General features: G+C 53.3%; 16 protein-coding genes. 4 read left to right on the plus strand and 12 right to left on the minus strand.

Going from position 1 to position 16,754, the window contains the following annotated elements; genetic code table 11:
• Positions 1–146 precede the first annotated feature (146 nt).
• From coaE to yacG, 3 genes are all read left to right on the plus strand, one after another.
• Positions 147–773 carry a dephospho-CoA kinase gene (gene coaE, locus DES54_RS02075; RefSeq protein WP_113865011.1) on the plus strand — a complete coding sequence of 209 codons (627 nt, stop codon included), beginning with the start codon at positions 147–149 and terminating at the stop codon, positions 771–773.
• Positions 766–1,518: a cell division protein ZapD gene (gene zapD / locus DES54_RS02080; RefSeq protein ID WP_113864965.1), complete on the plus strand. Its 753-nt coding sequence runs from the start codon at positions 766–768 to the stop codon at positions 1,516–1,518. Before coaE ends, zapD begins: the two co-directional genes overlap by 8 nt.
• A 69-nt stretch (positions 1,519–1,587) precedes the next feature.
• Positions 1,588–1,776: a DNA gyrase inhibitor YacG gene (gene yacG / locus DES54_RS02085; protein ID WP_113864966.1), complete on the plus strand. Its 189-nt coding sequence runs from the start codon at positions 1,588–1,590 to the stop codon at positions 1,774–1,776.
• An 80-nt stretch (positions 1,777–1,856) separates the two neighbouring features.
• Here yacG and mutT read toward each other — a convergent pair whose 3' ends face one another.
• From mutT to secM, 3 genes are all read right to left on the minus strand, one after another.
• Positions 1,857–2,249 (minus strand): 8-oxo-dGTP diphosphatase MutT, encoded by a 393-nt coding sequence (gene mutT, locus DES54_RS02090; protein WP_113864967.1) that lies wholly within the window; start codon positions 2,247–2,249, stop codon positions 1,857–1,859.
• Positions 2,250–2,423: 174 nt separating this feature from the next.
• Positions 2,424–5,126: a preprotein translocase subunit SecA gene (gene secA, locus DES54_RS02095; protein WP_113865012.1), complete on the minus strand. Its 2,703-nt coding sequence runs from the start codon at positions 5,124–5,126 to the stop codon at positions 2,424–2,426.
• A gap of 99 nt (positions 5,127–5,225) precedes the next feature.
• Positions 5,226–5,738, minus strand: a complete 513-nt coding sequence (secM, locus tag DES54_RS02100; RefSeq protein ID WP_113864968.1) for a secA translation cis-regulator SecM — start codon at positions 5,736–5,738, stop codon at positions 5,226–5,228.
• A gap of 28 nt (positions 5,739–5,766) precedes the next feature.
• On the opposite strand from secM, the gene DES54_RS02105 reads away from it, so the two are divergent.
• Entirely contained in the window at positions 5,767–6,294 is a 528-nt protein-coding gene (locus tag DES54_RS02105; RefSeq protein ID WP_113864969.1) for a DUF721 domain-containing protein, read from the plus strand.
• A gap of 13 nt (positions 6,295–6,307) precedes the next feature.
• On the opposite strand, the gene lpxC is transcribed toward DES54_RS02105, so the two are convergent.
• The 9 genes from lpxC to murD all read right to left on the minus strand — a co-directional run bounded on the left by lpxC (position 6,308) and on the right by murD (position 16,754).
• On the minus strand, positions 6,308–7,225 hold the full coding sequence (lpxC, locus tag DES54_RS02110) for a UDP-3-O-acyl-N-acetylglucosamine deacetylase (RefSeq protein ID WP_113865013.1): 918 nt from the start codon (positions 7,223–7,225) through the stop codon (positions 6,308–6,310).
• A gap of 102 nt (positions 7,226–7,327) precedes the next feature.
• Positions 7,328–8,479, minus strand: coding sequence for a cell division protein FtsZ (gene ftsZ, locus DES54_RS02115; protein ID WP_113864970.1), 1,152 nt, complete (start codon positions 8,477–8,479; stop codon positions 7,328–7,330).
• A gap of 68 nt (positions 8,480–8,547) precedes the next feature.
• On the minus strand, positions 8,548–9,804 hold the full coding sequence (gene ftsA / locus DES54_RS02120; protein WP_113864971.1) for a cell division protein FtsA: 1,257 nt from the start codon (positions 9,802–9,804) through the stop codon (positions 8,548–8,550).
• On the minus strand, positions 9,801–10,673 hold the full coding sequence (gene ftsQ / locus DES54_RS02125; RefSeq protein WP_113864972.1) for a cell division protein FtsQ: 873 nt from the start codon (positions 10,671–10,673) through the stop codon (positions 9,801–9,803). Before ftsQ ends, ftsA begins: the two co-directional genes overlap by 4 nt.
• A gap of 1 nt (position 10,674) precedes the next feature.
• Positions 10,675–11,595: a D-alanine--D-alanine ligase gene (locus tag DES54_RS02130; RefSeq protein ID WP_113864973.1), complete on the minus strand. Its 921-nt coding sequence runs from the start codon at positions 11,593–11,595 to the stop codon at positions 10,675–10,677.
• Entirely contained in the window at positions 11,592–13,064 is a 1,473-nt protein-coding gene (gene murC / locus DES54_RS02135; protein ID WP_113864974.1) for a UDP-N-acetylmuramate--L-alanine ligase, read from the minus strand. The genes DES54_RS02130 and murC overlap by 4 nt, the downstream gene beginning before the upstream one ends.
• Positions 13,065–13,147: 83 nt before the next feature.
• Positions 13,148–14,239: an undecaprenyldiphospho-muramoylpentapeptide beta-N-acetylglucosaminyltransferase gene (murG, locus tag DES54_RS02140; RefSeq protein ID WP_113864975.1), complete on the minus strand. Its 1,092-nt coding sequence runs from the start codon at positions 14,237–14,239 to the stop codon at positions 13,148–13,150.
• On the minus strand, positions 14,236–15,438 hold the full coding sequence (ftsW, locus tag DES54_RS02145; RefSeq protein WP_113864976.1) for a cell division protein FtsW: 1,203 nt from the start codon (positions 15,436–15,438) through the stop codon (positions 14,236–14,238). The genes murG and ftsW overlap by 4 nt, the downstream gene beginning before the upstream one ends.
• Positions 15,438–16,754 (minus strand): UDP-N-acetylmuramoyl-L-alanine--D-glutamate ligase, encoded by a 1,317-nt coding sequence (gene murD / locus DES54_RS02150; RefSeq protein WP_113864977.1) that lies wholly within the window; start codon positions 16,752–16,754, stop codon positions 15,438–15,440. The genes ftsW and murD overlap by 1 nt, the downstream gene beginning before the upstream one ends.

Below are 16,754 nucleotides of genomic sequence, written 5' to 3' on the forward strand. Positions count from 1 at the left end.
GTTTTCAGTAACGATAAACCAAATGATTAATGCCATTCCCAGTGACGTTATCATACGCGCTAATATTCCTTCGGCAAGACTGCGATTTTGCGTTTATTTGGGATAAAATCGATGAAATTTACCTATTCATTTTCAGAATCGTTGCCATGACATATATCGTAGCCCTGACAGGGGGAATCGGCAGCGGGAAAAGCACCGTCGCCAATGAGTTTGCGAAACTTGGGGTAACCATCATTGATGCGGATGTTATTGCGCGTCAGGTGGTCGAACCCGGCACACCCGTGCTGGACGCGATCAAACACCGATTTGGCGATAACATCCTGAATGTTGATGGTTCTCTCAATCGCTCAACGCTACGCCAACGAATTTTCGCTTCACTGCAAGAAAAGCAGTGGCTGAATAATCTGTTGCATCCCTTGATCCATGAGGAAACACAGCGACAATTTCAGACATTAACCGGATCGTATCTACTTTGGGTGGTACCATTGCTGGTAGAGAACGGCTTGCAACAATACGCACAGCGTGTTCTGGTCGTGGACGTCAACCGGAATATCCAGCTTGAACGCACGCTGGCGCGAGATGGAACCAGTCTTCAACAAGCGGAAAACATACTGGCGGCGCAGGCGACCCAAGAGCAACGTCTGGCTTATGCCGATGATATTATTGATAATAATAGTAGTCAGAGCGAACTCGCTCCGCGCGTTGCCGAACTGCACCGCCATTACCTTAAGCTGGCTGCCGCTGCTACCAACAGGATGACCAAGAATGAGTGATGTGTCCTCAACTATTTTGTTTGAATATCCGCTAAACGAAAAGACGCGGACCTGGTTACGCATCGAATCGTTGCTACAACAATTACACCAAAACCATGCTCTGACCGACATGGGAAGCGCCCTGACATTCTTTAATTCCATCTCCGATCTGCTGGACGTGTTGGAACGCGGCGATGTCCGTACTGAATTATTGAAAGAACTGGAACGTCAGCAGCAGAAATTACTGCAATGGAGTGATGTGCCAGGTGTCGATATGGACCGGATCCACACTTTACGCCGCCAGTTAAAAGATCAGTCTGCGGTACTGATGGCAGCGCCACGGATGGGGCAGATTCTGCGTGAAGACCGGCTGATCAGCATGGTTCGCCAGCGGCTAAATATTCCGGGGGGATGTTGCAGCTTTGACTTACCGACGCTGCATATCTGGCTTCATCAGCCACAAACGCAACGTGAACATCTGGTGTCAGGCTGGCTGGCCTCATTAGCGCCTCTGAAGCGTTCACTGGATATGATACTGGAACTGATTCGCCACTCCGGGACTTTCCGCCCACAAATCAGCCTGAACGGTTTTTTTCAGGATAACGCCTCCGATGCCGACCTGTTACGTTTACGTATCGAATTAGCGCTTCAGCTTTACCCGCAGATATCCGGTCATAAAACACGTTATGCAATCCGTTTTCTCTCTCTGGATAGTGAAAACGGTCAAATTCCCCCGCGTTTAACTTTTGATTTAGCTTGTTGCTAACGTTGCGCCAAAGAAAATGTCAGAATTGGCATCAATACATGAATAAGGGAATTTGTCAGGAGAAATTAGATGGATAATGAGATCACAACGGTACCATGCCCGACCTGCAAAAAGCCGGTAGAATGGACGGCACAGAACGTTTATCGGCCATTTTGCAGTAAACGCTGCCAGCTTATTGACCTTGGTGAATGGGCTGATGAAGAGAAACGCATCCCCAGCGATGATATCATTTCAGATAGTGAAGACCAGCAACACTAAGCCTGTCGCCCTGGTGGGGGAGTCTGGCCGAATTCAGATACCGTAGCGAAAAAGCATCTGAATTTGCCCGAGCGGAGCGGTCAGTTAGATTTCAACCAGCGGATCATTTCCGCATTCGCTGGCGGAAATTCGTCTTCCTTCAGTTCATCCACACTCACCCAGCGAGAGGCCTGTCCTTCGCGTCCATAGGGTTCCCCTTGCCAGCTTTCCACCAGGAAAAAGTGCAGAGTAATAATACGCTCCGAGGTAGCAAACGACTTTTCCCCCAGCGGCTTCGGGTTCGAGGCTTCAATCCCGGCCTCTTCACGCAGTTCGCGAACTAACGCCTGCTCAGACGTTTCACCCTCTTCCACTTTTCCGCCGGGAAATTCCCACATGCCAGCCATGTGAACGCCATGTGGACGACGAGCAATAAAAAACCGTTGCTCCGCGTTACGAATGATCCCCACCGCAACCGATAACTGTTTTTGCATCCTAATACTTCCTATCAAGCAAAAGGCGGTTATACCCGTTATTTTTCTGGTGCTGGCGCGTTAGCTGGTCAAACTCATTCCCGACGAATTTGTTACTTGGCCGCCGCCTTCCCGCCCCTTGAAATCTATTGAGTATATGACCGCCTTTTCATTATGACCCTAATACAACTTCCGTTATTTCTGTAAACGACCGTGGCATTGCTTATACTTTTTACCCGATCCGCAAGGACAAGGATCGTTGCGGCCAATTTTACGATCGGCATGCACCGGGGCAGCGGCATCCAGGTTCTCTTCTTCCTGATGACTCAGTTGCTGCTGGCGAGCCAGACGCTCAGCATCTTCACGGCGTTGCTGTTCCAGAGCTTCAATCTCTTCCGGCATGCGAACCTGCACTTTACTCAATGTGCTAATCACTTCATATTTCAATGATTCCAACATAGCCGCAAACATTGAGAACGACTCACGTTTGTATTCCTGTTTGGGGTCCTTCTGGGCATAACCACGCAGATGAATACCCTGACGCAGATAATCCATCGCCGCCAGATGCTCCTTCCAGAGCGAATCCAGTGTTTGCAACATCACGCCTTTCTCGAAGTTGCGCATGACTTCGCTGCCCACGATCGCTTCTTTGCGCTGATACATGTCGATCGCCTGTTGGAAAATACGCTCGCGCAGCGTTTCTTCATGCAACTCTGGTTCTTTATCCAACCACGCTTTAATCGGCATATCCAGGTCAAAATCATTTTTCAGACGCTGTTCCAGACCTTCCGTATCCCACATTTCTTCCAGAGACTGTGGCGGAATATAGCTGTCGATGGTCACCTTGAATACATCTTCACGAATGCTGTTGATAGTCTCACTGATATCAGAAACATCCAGCAATTCATTACGCTGAGTATAAATTGCCCGACGTTGATCGTTGGCGACATCATCATACTCAAGCAATTGCTTACGAATATCGAAGTTACGGCTTTCCACTTTACGCTGCGCGTTGGCGATTGCTTTGGTGACCCAGGGGTGCTCAATCGCCTCGCCCGGTTTCATCCCAAGCTTACGCATCATGTTGGACACGCGATCGGAGGCAAAGATACGCATTAACGCATCCTCCATCGACAGATAGAAACGAGAAGACCCCGGATCCCCCTGACGACCGGAACGACCACGTAACTGGTTATCGATACGGCGGGATTCATGCCGCTCAGTACCGATGATATGCAAACCACCCGCTGCCAGCACCGCATCGTGACGCTCCTGCCAGGCCGCCTTGATTGCCGCGATTTGTTGTTCATCCGGGTTTTCCAGATGGTCGATTTCAGCCTGCCAGCTACCGCCCAGCACAATATCCGTACCACGACCGGCCATGTTGGTGGCAATGGTGACCGCGCCGCTCTGACCGGCCTGAGCGACAATGTCCGCTTCCATCGCATGGAATTTAGCGTTCAACACGCTATGCTTAATGTCCGCTTTTTCCAGCGCATGAGAAATCACCTCCGATTTCTCAATGGAAATCGTCCCTACCAGAACAGGCTGACCTTTTTCGGTACGCTCTTTGATATCTTCAATGATCGCATCAATTTTCTCTTGCTCCGTCATATAAACCAGATCGGGCAAATCCTTACGGATCATCGGACGGTTGGTCGGGACAACAATCGTATCCAACTTATAAATGGAACTGAACTCAAACGCTTCGGTATCCGCCGTACCGGTCATCCCGGCAAGTTTTTCATATAGACGGAAATAGTTCTGGAACGTGATGGAAGCCAGCGTCTGGTTTTCGTTCTGAATCGTCACATGCTCTTTCGCTTCCACCGCCTGATGCAGACCATCAGACCAGCGACGCCCCTGCATGGTACGGCCAGTGTGCTCATCAACGATGATGACTTCACCGTCTTTGACGATGTAATCCACATCACGGGTAAACAGTACATGAGCACGCAACGCGGCGGTCACGTGGTGCATCAGCATGATGTTCGTCGGCGAGTACAACGATTCGCCTTCGTCCATGATGCCTTCTTTAACCAGCAACTCTTCGACCAGCACCAGACCGCGTTCGGTAAGGTTAACCTGGCGGGATTTCTCATCAACGGAAAAGTGGCCTTCACCGTGGAACGTATCGGAATCCTCTTTTTCCTGACGGATCAGGTGAGGGATGATCGTGTTCACCCGAGTATAAAGCTCGGAACTGTCTTCGGCAGGGCCAGAAATAATCAGCGGTGTGCGCGCTTCGTCGATCAGAATGGAGTCAACCTCATCCACCAACGCATAGTACAATTTACGTTGAACGCGATCTTCCGGGCTGAACGCCATGTTGTCACGAAGATAGTCAAAACCATATTCATTGTTGGTGCCGTAAGTAATATCCGCCGCGTAAGCTTCGCGTTTCGCAGGGGAAGGCATGCCAGGCAGGTTGATCCCGACGCTCAGGCCGAGGAATTCAAACAGCGGACGGTTATTTTCGGCGTCACGTTGCGCCAGATAGTCGTTCACCGTTACCACATGTACGCCGCGCCCTGTCAGCGCATTGAGGTAAGCGGGCAAGGTCGCCGTCAGCGTTTTACCTTCACCGGTGCGCATTTCTGCGATGCAACGCTCGTTCAATACCATCCCGCCGATAAGCTGTACATCAAAATGGCGCATGCCAAATACACGCTTACTGGCTTCACGAACCACCGCAAAGGCTTCCGGCAACAGGCTCTCCAACGCTTCACCTTTTTCCAGACGAGCGCGAAACTCCGTCGTTTTCGCTTTCAGTTCTTCATCCGAAAGCGCTTCCATCGCCGGTTCCAGACGGTTAATCACGTCCACGTTTTTGCGCATACGGCGCAAGGTGCGATCGTTACGGCTACCAAAAATTTTGGTGAGTATATTCATGACCATAATAGTTTTAATCTCAAAAATGCCACTCATCCAGCGGCTGCACAACATCAAGATGCTGGAGAAAATTTCTACAGCTATTAATTATCAATAACGTATTTTTCAGCGCTGGAAGTGCGGGCCGGCACGAATGCCTTGAATCTGGGCTAGCCAGAGTCCCGTCTGATGACGAGTCGGGGAAAAAAAGGAAACGCGCCCGGTTTGATGAACGGCGGTGGGGGGTTTTTCTTCACGTGTTAACAGCGCATTAAGCGTCTCCAGCAGCACCAACGAGTGCGGCTGTAGCTCATCAGCCTGCTGCGCATTAATTTGTTGTGGCGTCGTCAGTGCAAAAGAGAGGTGACGAATGACGGTGCGAATGGCATGCTGATGCCAATAGTCCACACCAAAAGACGAACGGCGATGCGCCTCTTTCAGCGCCATGAGATCGGTAAGGCTGAGGGATACGCTATTCGGGCGGATGAAGCTGGATGCGGAATTTGGCATCGAAGCCAGATCTCGTGCTTCATTCAAACTTGTTGGCAAGCCAAGACCCGCCGCGACCATCCCCAACAGGAGATGCGGCCAGAAATAACGTCTGCCAAAGTGTCGCCAACGATTTAGAATACCGATCACAAGTTTAACGTCCGTCGGAGCCTGATTTATGCGTGATAGTCGCCCACAATCACTGGAGTCCCTGTTTGATAACGCATCAACGTCGGGCGCGGGTCCACTACGTGATGTACAGCAACGCGCTATCGCCTTGCTAAAACTCAACCGCGCGGTACGCGGGTTGCTTCCTGCACAATTGCACCCATGGTGCCGCGTAGCAAATTATCGTCAAGGCCTGCTTGTTCTGGAAACCGCCAACGCTAACTGGTTGATGCGGTTACGTTATGAACAACCCGCTTTGATCTCTGCATTACGCGCACAAATATTACCATCATTGGCTTCAATCGACATCAGGATTAATCCATCACTCGCCGCAAAAGGGCATGAAATCCTGAAAATTCCCCCTGCACTGTCCGGCAACGAGACTCAGAGCAAGCCATTGCGTCAGTTAAGCGAACAAAGCGCGGAAACATTGAGAAGTCTGGCAGGGCACAGTCCGGAGAAATTACGCAAGATATTAGAACGACTGGCTTCGCTGGCCGGAGAGAGTACCAGTAAAACCAGTCGTAATAAGAAATGACAATACTAAGGCGTTACGCCAATACGGTTGACGGCGCTTTAAATGCCAACGGCATTTCAGCTTCGTCTTCGAAGGTGACGTATTCCCACGCTTCCTGCTTGGCCAGAACCGCCTGCAACAATTTGTTGTTCAAGGCATGGCCCGACTTGAATGCAGTAAATGCGCCGATGATGTTATGACCACACATAAACAGGTCGCCAATGGCGTCCAGCATTTTATGGCGAACAAACTCATCTTCAAAGCGTAAGCCGTCTTCGTTCAGCACCCGATAATCGTCTACGACTATTGCACAATCGAAACTACCGCCCAGGCACAACCCACGAGACTGCAAGTATTCGATATCACGCATAAAACCGAAGGTACGCGCGCGGCTAATCTGGCGCACGAACGCATCAGCGGAGAAGTCCAGACGATAACGCTGGGAACCTGCATCAATAGCCGGGTGATTGAAATCGATGGTGAAGTCCAGATGGAAACCGTTGAACGGCGTCATCTCGGCCCATTTGTCGCCATCTTCAACACGCACTGGCTGTTTGATACGCACGAATTTTTTTGCGCTGTTCAGTTCTTCGATCCCGGCGTCCAAGAGCAGGTAAACGAAAGGACTGGCGCTGCCATCCATAATTGGAATTTCCGGTGCATCAACTTCAACGACAATATTGTCGATTCCCAACCCAGCCAAGGCTGCGTTAAGATGCTCCACCGTAGAAATACGCACGTCATGCTCATTAACCAGGCAAGTACAGAGCATGGTATCACGCACGGATTTTGCATCAGCCGGAAAATCAACCGGGGGATTCAAGTCAGTGCGACGATAGATGACCCCGGTATTCGCCGGTGCAGGACGCATGGTCAGGGTGACTTTCTTGCCGGTATGTAAACCGACCCCTGTCGCCTGAACAATACGCTTTAATGTACGTTGTTTGATCATCATTTTATCTCGCATGTTACTGAACCTACCGACTTAGTATACACCAGGCTCGGCGGGACAGTTTAGCACAAAGAGCGGAGATTCCAACGTTATGCGACGCTATTAATCCGCCTGCTTACGCAAAAACGCCGGGATATCCAGATAGTCTGGCTCTTTATTGGTTTGCGGATTCTGGTCGTTAACCACCTTCGCAACCGGTTTATCCTGAGTCAGCGGCGTCATGCCATGTTGCTGATAGCGATGATCCATCACTGGCTGACTTGACTGTTTATTGGTCACCAGTGTGATTTCAGGACGTTTGTCCATGCCGATACCCGTCGCAACAACAGTGACGCGCAGTTCATCGTTCATTTCAGGATCAAGGGAAGTACCGATAACCACTGTCGCATTGTCGGAAGCGAAGGCGCGAATGGTATTCCCCACCGTTTCAAACTCATCCAGACGCAGGTCGAAACCGGCGGTAATGTTAACCAGCACACCGCGGGCGCCAGACAGGTCGATATCTTCCAGCAATGGGCTGGAGATCGCCATTTCCGCCGCTTCTTCCGCACGATCTTCACCACGCGCCACACCGGAACCCATCATGGCATAACCCATTTCGGACATCACGGTACGCACGTCTGCAAAGTCGACGTTCATCAGGCCGGGACGGGTGATCAACTCGGCGATACCCTGCACCGCGCCTTTCAATACATCGTTGGCCGCGCCGAACGCGTCCAGCAGGGAAATACCGCGCCCCAATACTTTCAGCAGTTTGTCGTTTGGAATAGTGATCAGGGAGTCGACATGTTTGGACAGTTCAGCGATACCCTGTTCAGCAAAGGCCATACGCTTTTTGCCTTCAAAATTGAAAGGTTTGGTCACGACGGCTACCGTCAGAATCCCCAAATCTTTCGCCACTTCCGCCACCACCGGCGCCGCGCCGGTGCCAGTGCCGCCGCCCATTCCGGCGGCGATAAACACCATGTCCGCCCCTTCAAGCGCAGTACGCAGTGCTTCACGATCTTCTTCCGCGGAATTACGACCGACTTCCGGGTTGGCGCCAGCTCCCAAACCTTTGGTAATGCCGCTGCCGATCTGAATGGTCTGGCCGACAGCCGTCTTGCGCAATGCCTGCGCATCGGTATTGACCGCGAAGAATTCGACGCCTTCGATGCGCTCACGCACCATGTGTTCGACAGCGTTGCCGCCACCGCCACCGACGCCGATGACTTTAATCACCGCGTCGTTGGTTAATTCCATTGGTTCAAACATAATTTCTCTCCGTTTTGTGCCTGTAACTGCGAGATCATAAACTGTGCCAGGTGATCTCTTTGATAAAATTAAAATTCTTTCCTCAACCAGCTATTGATCCGTTTGAACCAATTGCTCACTGAGGCACGTTTTTCGACTTCGTGCTCACCGCCAAGGTGAGACTCCTTGCCGTAGTGCAGTAACCCCACCGCTGTAGAGTAGTAAGGCTCCTGAGCGTAATCCGTCAGACCTGTAATATTTAGCGGCTGCCCTATACGCACCTGTGTATGGAATACACGCTGCGCACAAGCGGCCAACCCGTCGATTTGCGCGGCGCCACCGGTCAGTACAATACCCGCGGCCAGATGGTGCTTGACGCCTTGTTGACGTAACTGCTCCTGCAACTGTAAAAGTTCGTCGTTTACCAAATTCAGCAATTCGGTATAACGTGGCTCGATCACTTCAGCCAATGTTTGCCGCTGTAAACTACGCGGCGGACGTCCCCCCACGCTTGGGACTTCCACATTTTCATCTTTACTGACAATCGAGCCCAATGCACAACCGTGGCGAACCTTGATGGCTTCCGCATCTGTCGGCGGCGTACCGAACGCGTAGGCGATGTCGCTGGTGACCACGTTGCCCGCATAAGGAATGACCTTGGTATGCCGCAGGGCGCCGCCGGTATATACCGCGATGTCCATCGTACCGCCGCCGATATCTACCACGCATACGCCCAATTCGCGTTCATCTTCCGTCAATACGGCGTAGCTGGACGCCAGGCCAGCGAAAATCAACTGATCCACTTTCAGGCCGCAGCGCTCCACGGCTTTGACAATATTCTTCGCCATATCGTTATGGCAGGTAATCAGGTGGACTTTGGCCTGCATCCGCACGCCGGATAATCCAACCGGATTTTTAATTCCTTCCTGATAGTCAATGGCATACTCCTGCGGGATCACATGGAGCACCCGGTGTTCGTCGCGCACCCGCACGGACTTGGCGGTATGCACCACGCTTTCCACATCTTCCTGCGTCACCTCTTCTTCGGAAATAGGCACCATCCCTATTTCATTCTGGCAACTGATGTGTTTTCCCGATAGCGCCAGATACACCGAGGAGATCTGGCAATCCGCCATCAGTTCAGCCTGATCAATGGCGCGCTGCACGCATTTGACGACAGATTCGAGATCGTTGACCCCGCCTTTATCCATACCGCGTGACGGGCAACTGCCCACACCGATAATATTGACCATGCCATCGGGCAGAACTTCCCCTACCAGCGCAGCCACTTTTGCTGTACCGATCTCCAGCCCAACTACCAGTTTTCTGTCCGTCGACTTGATCATTGTTGTTTAGCCTGTGCCTGATTCTGTTTCTGATTACTGTTCTGTTGCTGATCAATGTCTTTTTTTTGATCAACGCCTTGCTGATCAAACAATGCTGGCGCCCAACCTACGGCCGCTCCAGAGTCATAACGCAAATCAACATAGCTGAGACGTTTTTCCTCGGCCTGCGCCTGCCGTTGCAACAACGGATAAAGCTCAATAAAACGCGCCAGCCGCCGTTCCCGATCATCCCGTCCCAATTCAAGGCGGATGTCGTCTTCCAATCCCAGTTGCCATGAATGACGCGCACTCATCGCCACCATTTTTAACGTAAACTTCCTTGCTGCCAGTACCTGGTTCATCGTCCGGTAACCCTCCAGCACATCGGTTTCACTTCCTTCCGGGCCATACAGCAACGGCATCTTGCGGTTCCCTATCCGCTCTGTGGGAACACTGAAAGAATTGCCTTCAGCATCGACCATCAACAGGTCATTCCAACGGGCCACCGGAACATATTCAACCAGATGAATCTTTAATTCATCCGGCCACTGCTTACGAACACTGGCCTGTTTAATCCACGACAAACGTTCAATCTGCTGTTGGATAACATTCACATCCTGTGTCATGAACGTGCCGGGCGACCCCAACGCTAAAATAGCCTGACGAATATCGTCATTGGTGGTGTACTGCCTTTCGCCTGTCACCACCATGCGCGACAAAGGCAAACGGCTGGTATCTTTCATCCACCCGACGACCATCCAGCCTCCCCAGACGATCGTCCCTATCACCATCAGCAGGAATACGATCCCGGCCAACTGTCCCCCGTTGCTGCGACGCGACCTTTTCGCTTCCGGCTCTCGGCCACGTGTATTCAGTGCTGCCTGCGACATATCAGCCGGCCAACTCCAATACCTTTGCCACCAGTTGCGAGAAGCTCAGGCCGCGTTGACGTGCCGCCATCGGCACCAGACTGTGGCTTGTCATCCCCGGCGAGGTGTTCACCTCCAGCAGATAAAATGCGCCATCACTGTCCATCATCAGGTCAACGCGTCCCCAGCCCCGGCAATCAAGAGCGCGGTATGCCGCCATCGACAACGCGGCCAGTTCCTGCTCTTTCTCGACTGACAAACCGCTTGGGCAGAAGTACTGGGTATCATCCGACAGATACTTCGCCTCGTAATCGTAAAACGTGCCCGCCGCCTGAATACGGATAGAAGGCAAGACTTCATCGCCAAGGATGGCGACGGTGTATTCCGGGCCGCTCAGCCATTTCTCCACCAATACCTCGTCATCATGGCGGAACGCTTCTTCCATCGCCGCACGCAATTCGTCGGCCTGATTCACTTTGCTCATGCCAACGCTGGAACCTTCGCGGCTTGGCTTCACAATCAGCGGCAATCCCAGATGCGCCAGCGTCGCCAGCAGTTCTTCTTGACTCAGCGCCGCAAATTGCCGGCGGTTCAACGCAACATACGGAGAAACCGGTAAGCCCGACGCCGACCACACCAGTTTGGTGCGTAATTTATCCATCGTCAGCGCCGACGCCATTACACCGCTGCCGGTATAAGGCAATTGCAAAAACCCCAGAACGCCCTGCAATGTACCGTCTTCACCACCGCGACCGTGCAAAGCGATAAAGACTTTGGTGAACCCTTCATCTTTTAGCTGCGTGACGGGAAACTCACGCGTATCGACGGCGTGGGCGTTAATTCCCGCCGCTTTCAGACCATCCAGCACCGCCTGACCTGAAAGTAACGACACTTCGCGTTCAGCAGAGGTTCCACCAAGCAATACTGCAACTTTCTCCGTCATGATGTTCCTCGTTCACTTATCTGCGGCTGTAATCTGGCATCAGCCAACTTGCGGGCCAATTTACCAATATTACCGGCGCCTTGAACCAAAATCAGATCACCACCGCGCAGGGCCTGTGACAGCAGTTCAGGCAAGGTATCCACATCCGTCACCAAAATAGGATCTATCTTACCCCGGCCACGAATGGTGCGGCACAGTGAGCGGCTATCCGCCCCTGGGATCGGCGATTCGCCCGCAGGATAAACTTCCAGCATCAACAGGACATCCACCTGCGATAATACGTGCGCGAAATCGTCATACAGATCGCGGGTACGCGTATAGCGATGCGGCTGGAAAACCATCACCAGACGTCTGTCCGGCCAACCCGCTCGCGCCGCTTTAATCGTCGCATCGACTTCCGTCGGGTGATGGCCGTAATCGTCCACCAGCATGGCGTTGCCGCGTTGTCCGTTGACCGTTTCGAGCGGGTATTCACCCAGAAAATCAAAACGACGGCCTGTCCCCTGAAAACGCTCCAGCGCGCGCAGGATAGATTCGTCATCGATCCCTTCGTCCGTCGCCACCGCCACAGCCGCCGCCGCATTCAAAGCGTTGTGGCGGCCTGGCGCGTTCAATGTCACATGCAGCACCGGCTTATCCAGACGTTCCAGCGTGAAATGTCCCTGCTCCCCCATCTGTTGATAGCTGGCGACCCGCACATCGGCATCATCGCTGAACCCGTAAGTCGTGATATGACGCCCAACGCGCGGCAACAACTCCCGCACCACCGGATCGTCAATGCACATCACCGCCTGGCCGTAAAACGGCAAATTATGTAAAAAGTTAATGAACGTCTGTTTCAGGTTCTCAAAATCGCCCTGATAAGTATCCATATGGTCGGCTTCGATATTGGTGACTATCGCGACCATCGGTTGCAAATGCAGGAAAGACGCATCACTTTCGTCTGCCTCGGCGATCAGATAGCGACTCGACCCTAGACGCGCATGCGCGCCCGCCGCCTTAACCAGACCACCGTTCACAAACGTGGGATCCAGTCCCGCTTCGGCATAAATACTGGTTACCATCGCCGTCGTCGTGGTCTTGCCATGCGTTCCCGCAATCGCAATGCCGTGACGAAAACGCATTAACTCAGCCAGCATCTCAGCGCGACGAATCACCGGGATACGCGCTTCATGCGCAGCGACGATCTCCGGGTTATCCGCGGCGATCGCCGTGGATACCACCACCACACTGGCATTCAGAACATTCTCGGCGCGATGGTGGAAATAAATCTGCGCGCCCAGTTCAGCCAACTGTTGCGTTACCGCATTAGGCGCCAGATCGGAACCGCTGATCTCATAACCCTCATTAGCCAACACTTCGGCGATACCACCCATGCCGGCACCACCGATGCCGACAAAGTGTATGTGCCGGACGCGATGCATCTCAGGCACGATTGAACGTAGTTTCGCCAGTTGTTGAGTATTCACTTTTTTCTATCGCTACCTTGTTTCATCCCCGGACGCGCTATCGTCCGGCAAAACTGTATAAATGAACCACTATTCATGAATCGCTATCCATGAACGACGCGAGTGGTTCGACTCTCCGCAGCGGCGCTCACTTCCACCGCCACCCGCTCGGTGGCATCTGGAATCGCTGCCGCCCGCGCCTGCTGCGCCATTTTCATCAATGTCGCGCGGTTCCAACCCGACAGCGTTTCACTCACGGCATCAACACTGAACTGCGATTGTTCGATAATTTTTGCCGCGCCCACTTTTTCAAGCGGCAGCGCATTCCAATACTGTTGCCTGTCCTTGTGCTGAAACGGCACAAACAACGCCGGTAATCCGGCGGCGGCAATTTCACTGACCGTCAGCGCACCTGCGCGGCACACCACGACATCCGCCCAGGCATAGGCCGCAGCCATGTCATCAATAAACTCGGTGATCTTGTGCTGCGTTTGGCCTGCTTGTTGATAAACCTGCTCAACCTGTGACTGCGCGCCTTTACCGACCTGATGCCAAATCGTAATGCTGTCGCCCAATCGGGCGGCCACGCCGGGCAGCGTCTGGTTGAGCACCCGCGCACCCTGACTTCCCCCGACCACCAGTACGCGGACAGGGCCGGCGCGGTCAGCCAGACGGCGTTCAGGCGCCGGTAATGCCAGTACATCGGCTCTCACCGGATTTCCCACCACCTCAGCGCCGGGAAACGCGCCGGGAAACGCCTGCAATACTTTTTTGGCGATACGCGACAACCACCGGTTGGTCAGCCCGGCAATACCATTCTGTTCATGCAGCACCACTGGGATACCGCACAACCAGGCCGCCAAACCGCCAGGACCGGAAACATAGCCGCCCATGCCCAGCACCACATCAGGCTTATACTCGCGCATAATCGCCTGAGCCTGACGAACAGCGCGGAAGATGCGCAACGGCGCGCTTAACTGGGCGCCAAGCCCTTTGCCGCGCAGCCCGGAAATACGGATAAAATCAATTTCAATACCGTGCTGCGGAACCAAATCCGCTTCCATCCGATCCGCCGTCCCTAGCCAGCGTACCTGCCAGCCTTGCGCCATCAGATGATGCGCCACAGCCAGCCCAGGGAAAACATGCCCCCCGGTTCCGCCCGCCATCACCATCAAACGCTTGCCTTCGCCGCTCATCGGGCACTCCTCGTAAACGCCTGTGCTTTGGTCAGTCGCGTTTCAAAATCAATACGTAACAGTAAAACGATAGCCGTCGACATAATCAGCAGACTGGAACCACCATAACTGATCAAGGGCAATGTCAGCCCTTTCGTCGGCAACATGCCGGAAGCCGCGCCCACATTCACCAACGTCTGGAAACTAAACCAGATACCAATGGCGCAGGCCAGAAAACCCGAAAAGCGCTGGTTAATCTCCAGCGCGCGCCGTCCGATGGACATCGCACGAAAAGCGACGAAGAATATCATTAACAGCGCCAAAACCACACCGATATAGCCGAGTTCTTCGCCTAAAATAGAGAAAATAAAGTCGGTATGCGCTTCCGGCAGATATTCCAGTTTCTGTACGGAATTACCCAATCCTTGTCCCCACAACTCCCCACGACCAAACGCCATCAGGGACTGCGTCAACTGATAGCCGCTGCCGAACGGATCTTCCCAGGGATTCCAGAAGGATGTGACGCGTCGCATACGATAAGGCTCTGCGACAATCAACAAGCCAACCGCGAACATGCCGCAGCCGATAATCGCCAGGAACTGCCACAATTTCGCGCCAGCCAGAAACAACATCGCCAAGGTGGTAATAAACAGTACCACCACCGTTCCCAGATCAGGTTGAGCCAGCAGCAACACCGCCAACACCACCATGACGCCCATCGGTTTGCAAAAACCCCAGAAGTTGTTACGCACTTCTTCCACTTTGCGCACCATGTAGCTGGAGAGATAACAAAACAGCGACAGTTTCGATAATTCCGCAGGCTGAATACGCAGCGGCCCCAGAGAAATCCAGCGCGAAGCCCCGTTAACCGAACTCCCTACCACCAGCACCACTAACAACATCACCATGGACGCCAGCAATAACACCGGGCTGTAACGCTGCCAGATTTCCATCGGCACGCGAAGCGTCACTAACGCCAGGGCAAACGCCAGCCCCAGATACAAGGCATCGCGCTTGGCGAATAGGAATGGATCGCTGACAAGACGTTGCCCAACTGGCATTGATGCGGAAGTCACCATCACAAACCCCGTTACCGCCAGCCCAAACGTCAGCCACACCAGCTTGCGGTCATACAGAACGATGCTCAGCGAATCGCTTTCACGCGTTCCCATGACCCAGCTTTTCAGACGTTCGATAAATGCCAGCCGGAAAAATCGCATCAGCCTAATTCCTCCGCTAACCGGGAAAATTCCTCGCCCCGATGTTCAAAACTGCGAAATTGGTCGAGACTGGCGCAGGACGGCGACAGCAAGACAAGGTCGCCCGGTTTCACACGCGCCGCGATCAATTTCATGGCCTGTTCCATCGTTTCCGTCCGCTCCGCGATGTCAGGGCGTAAAGCCGCCAACTGCGCACCGTCGCGGCCAAAACAGTACAAACGGATAGCATCGCCCTGGAAATAACGCAGCAGAGGCGAGAAATCCGCGGATTTTCCGTCGCCGCCCAACAATAAGTGCAATGTACCCTCGACCTGCAAACCGCTGAGCGCCGCTTCCGTGCTGCCTACATTGGTGGCTTTGGAGTCATTGATCCAGCGGATGTCATTGCGTTCCCATACCTGTTGAAAACGGTGAGGCAAGCCTGTAAATGTCGTCAACGCCGTCAGCGCTGACGCGCGTGGAATACCGACCGCATCAGCCAATGCCAGCGCCGCCAACACATTGGTATAATTATGCTGTCCCACCAGTTTGAGCTCGCGGGTGTTCAGTACCCGCTCACCATTAATCCGCAGCCAGGTTTCCCCCTGCTGGCGGTTCAGGTGATAATCACCGACGTCAACGCCGAAGCTGACACAACGGGTATCCGCGCCGCAGATCGGCATGGTCAACGCATCATCCGCATTCACCACACAGACTTTGGCATGTTCATAAATACGTAACTTAGCGGCACGGTACTGCTGTAAACCAAGCGGGTAGCGGTTGGTATGGTCTTCGGTGACATTCAGGATCGTCGCGGCGGCGGCGTGCAGGCTGCTGGTGGTTTCCAACTGAAAGCTCGATAGTTCAAGCACATAGATCTGGTGTTCCTGCTGCAATAATTGCAGGGCCGGTAAGCCGATATTACCGCCCACGCCAACCTGCCATCCGGCGGCCCGCGCCATTTCACCGACCAGCGTCGTCACCGTGCTTTTACCATTAGAACCGGTAATCGCCACAACCGGGGCCTGAGCCTCGCGGCAGAACAGTTCAATATCGCCCACAATCTCAATGCCCGCTTCCGCCGCCTCGCACAAAATTGGCGTAGCCAGCGCAATTCCCGGACTAGCCACAATCAGGTCAGCATCCATCAACCAGTCATCGTTAAGATCGCCCAGATGACGCTCCACCGTCGGCGGCAGCTTCTCCAGTCCAGGCGGACTGATACGGGTATCCACCACGCGTGGCGTAACGCCGCGCGCGAGAAAGAAATCAACACAGGAGAGCCCGGTCAGACCCAACCCGATAATGACCACTTTTTTACCCTGATAGTCCGCCAT

It is taken from the genome of Brenneria salicis ATCC 15712 = DSM 30166 (assembly GCF_003315515.1).
Lineage (GTDB): Bacteria > Pseudomonadota > Gammaproteobacteria > Enterobacterales > Enterobacteriaceae > Brenneria > Brenneria salicis.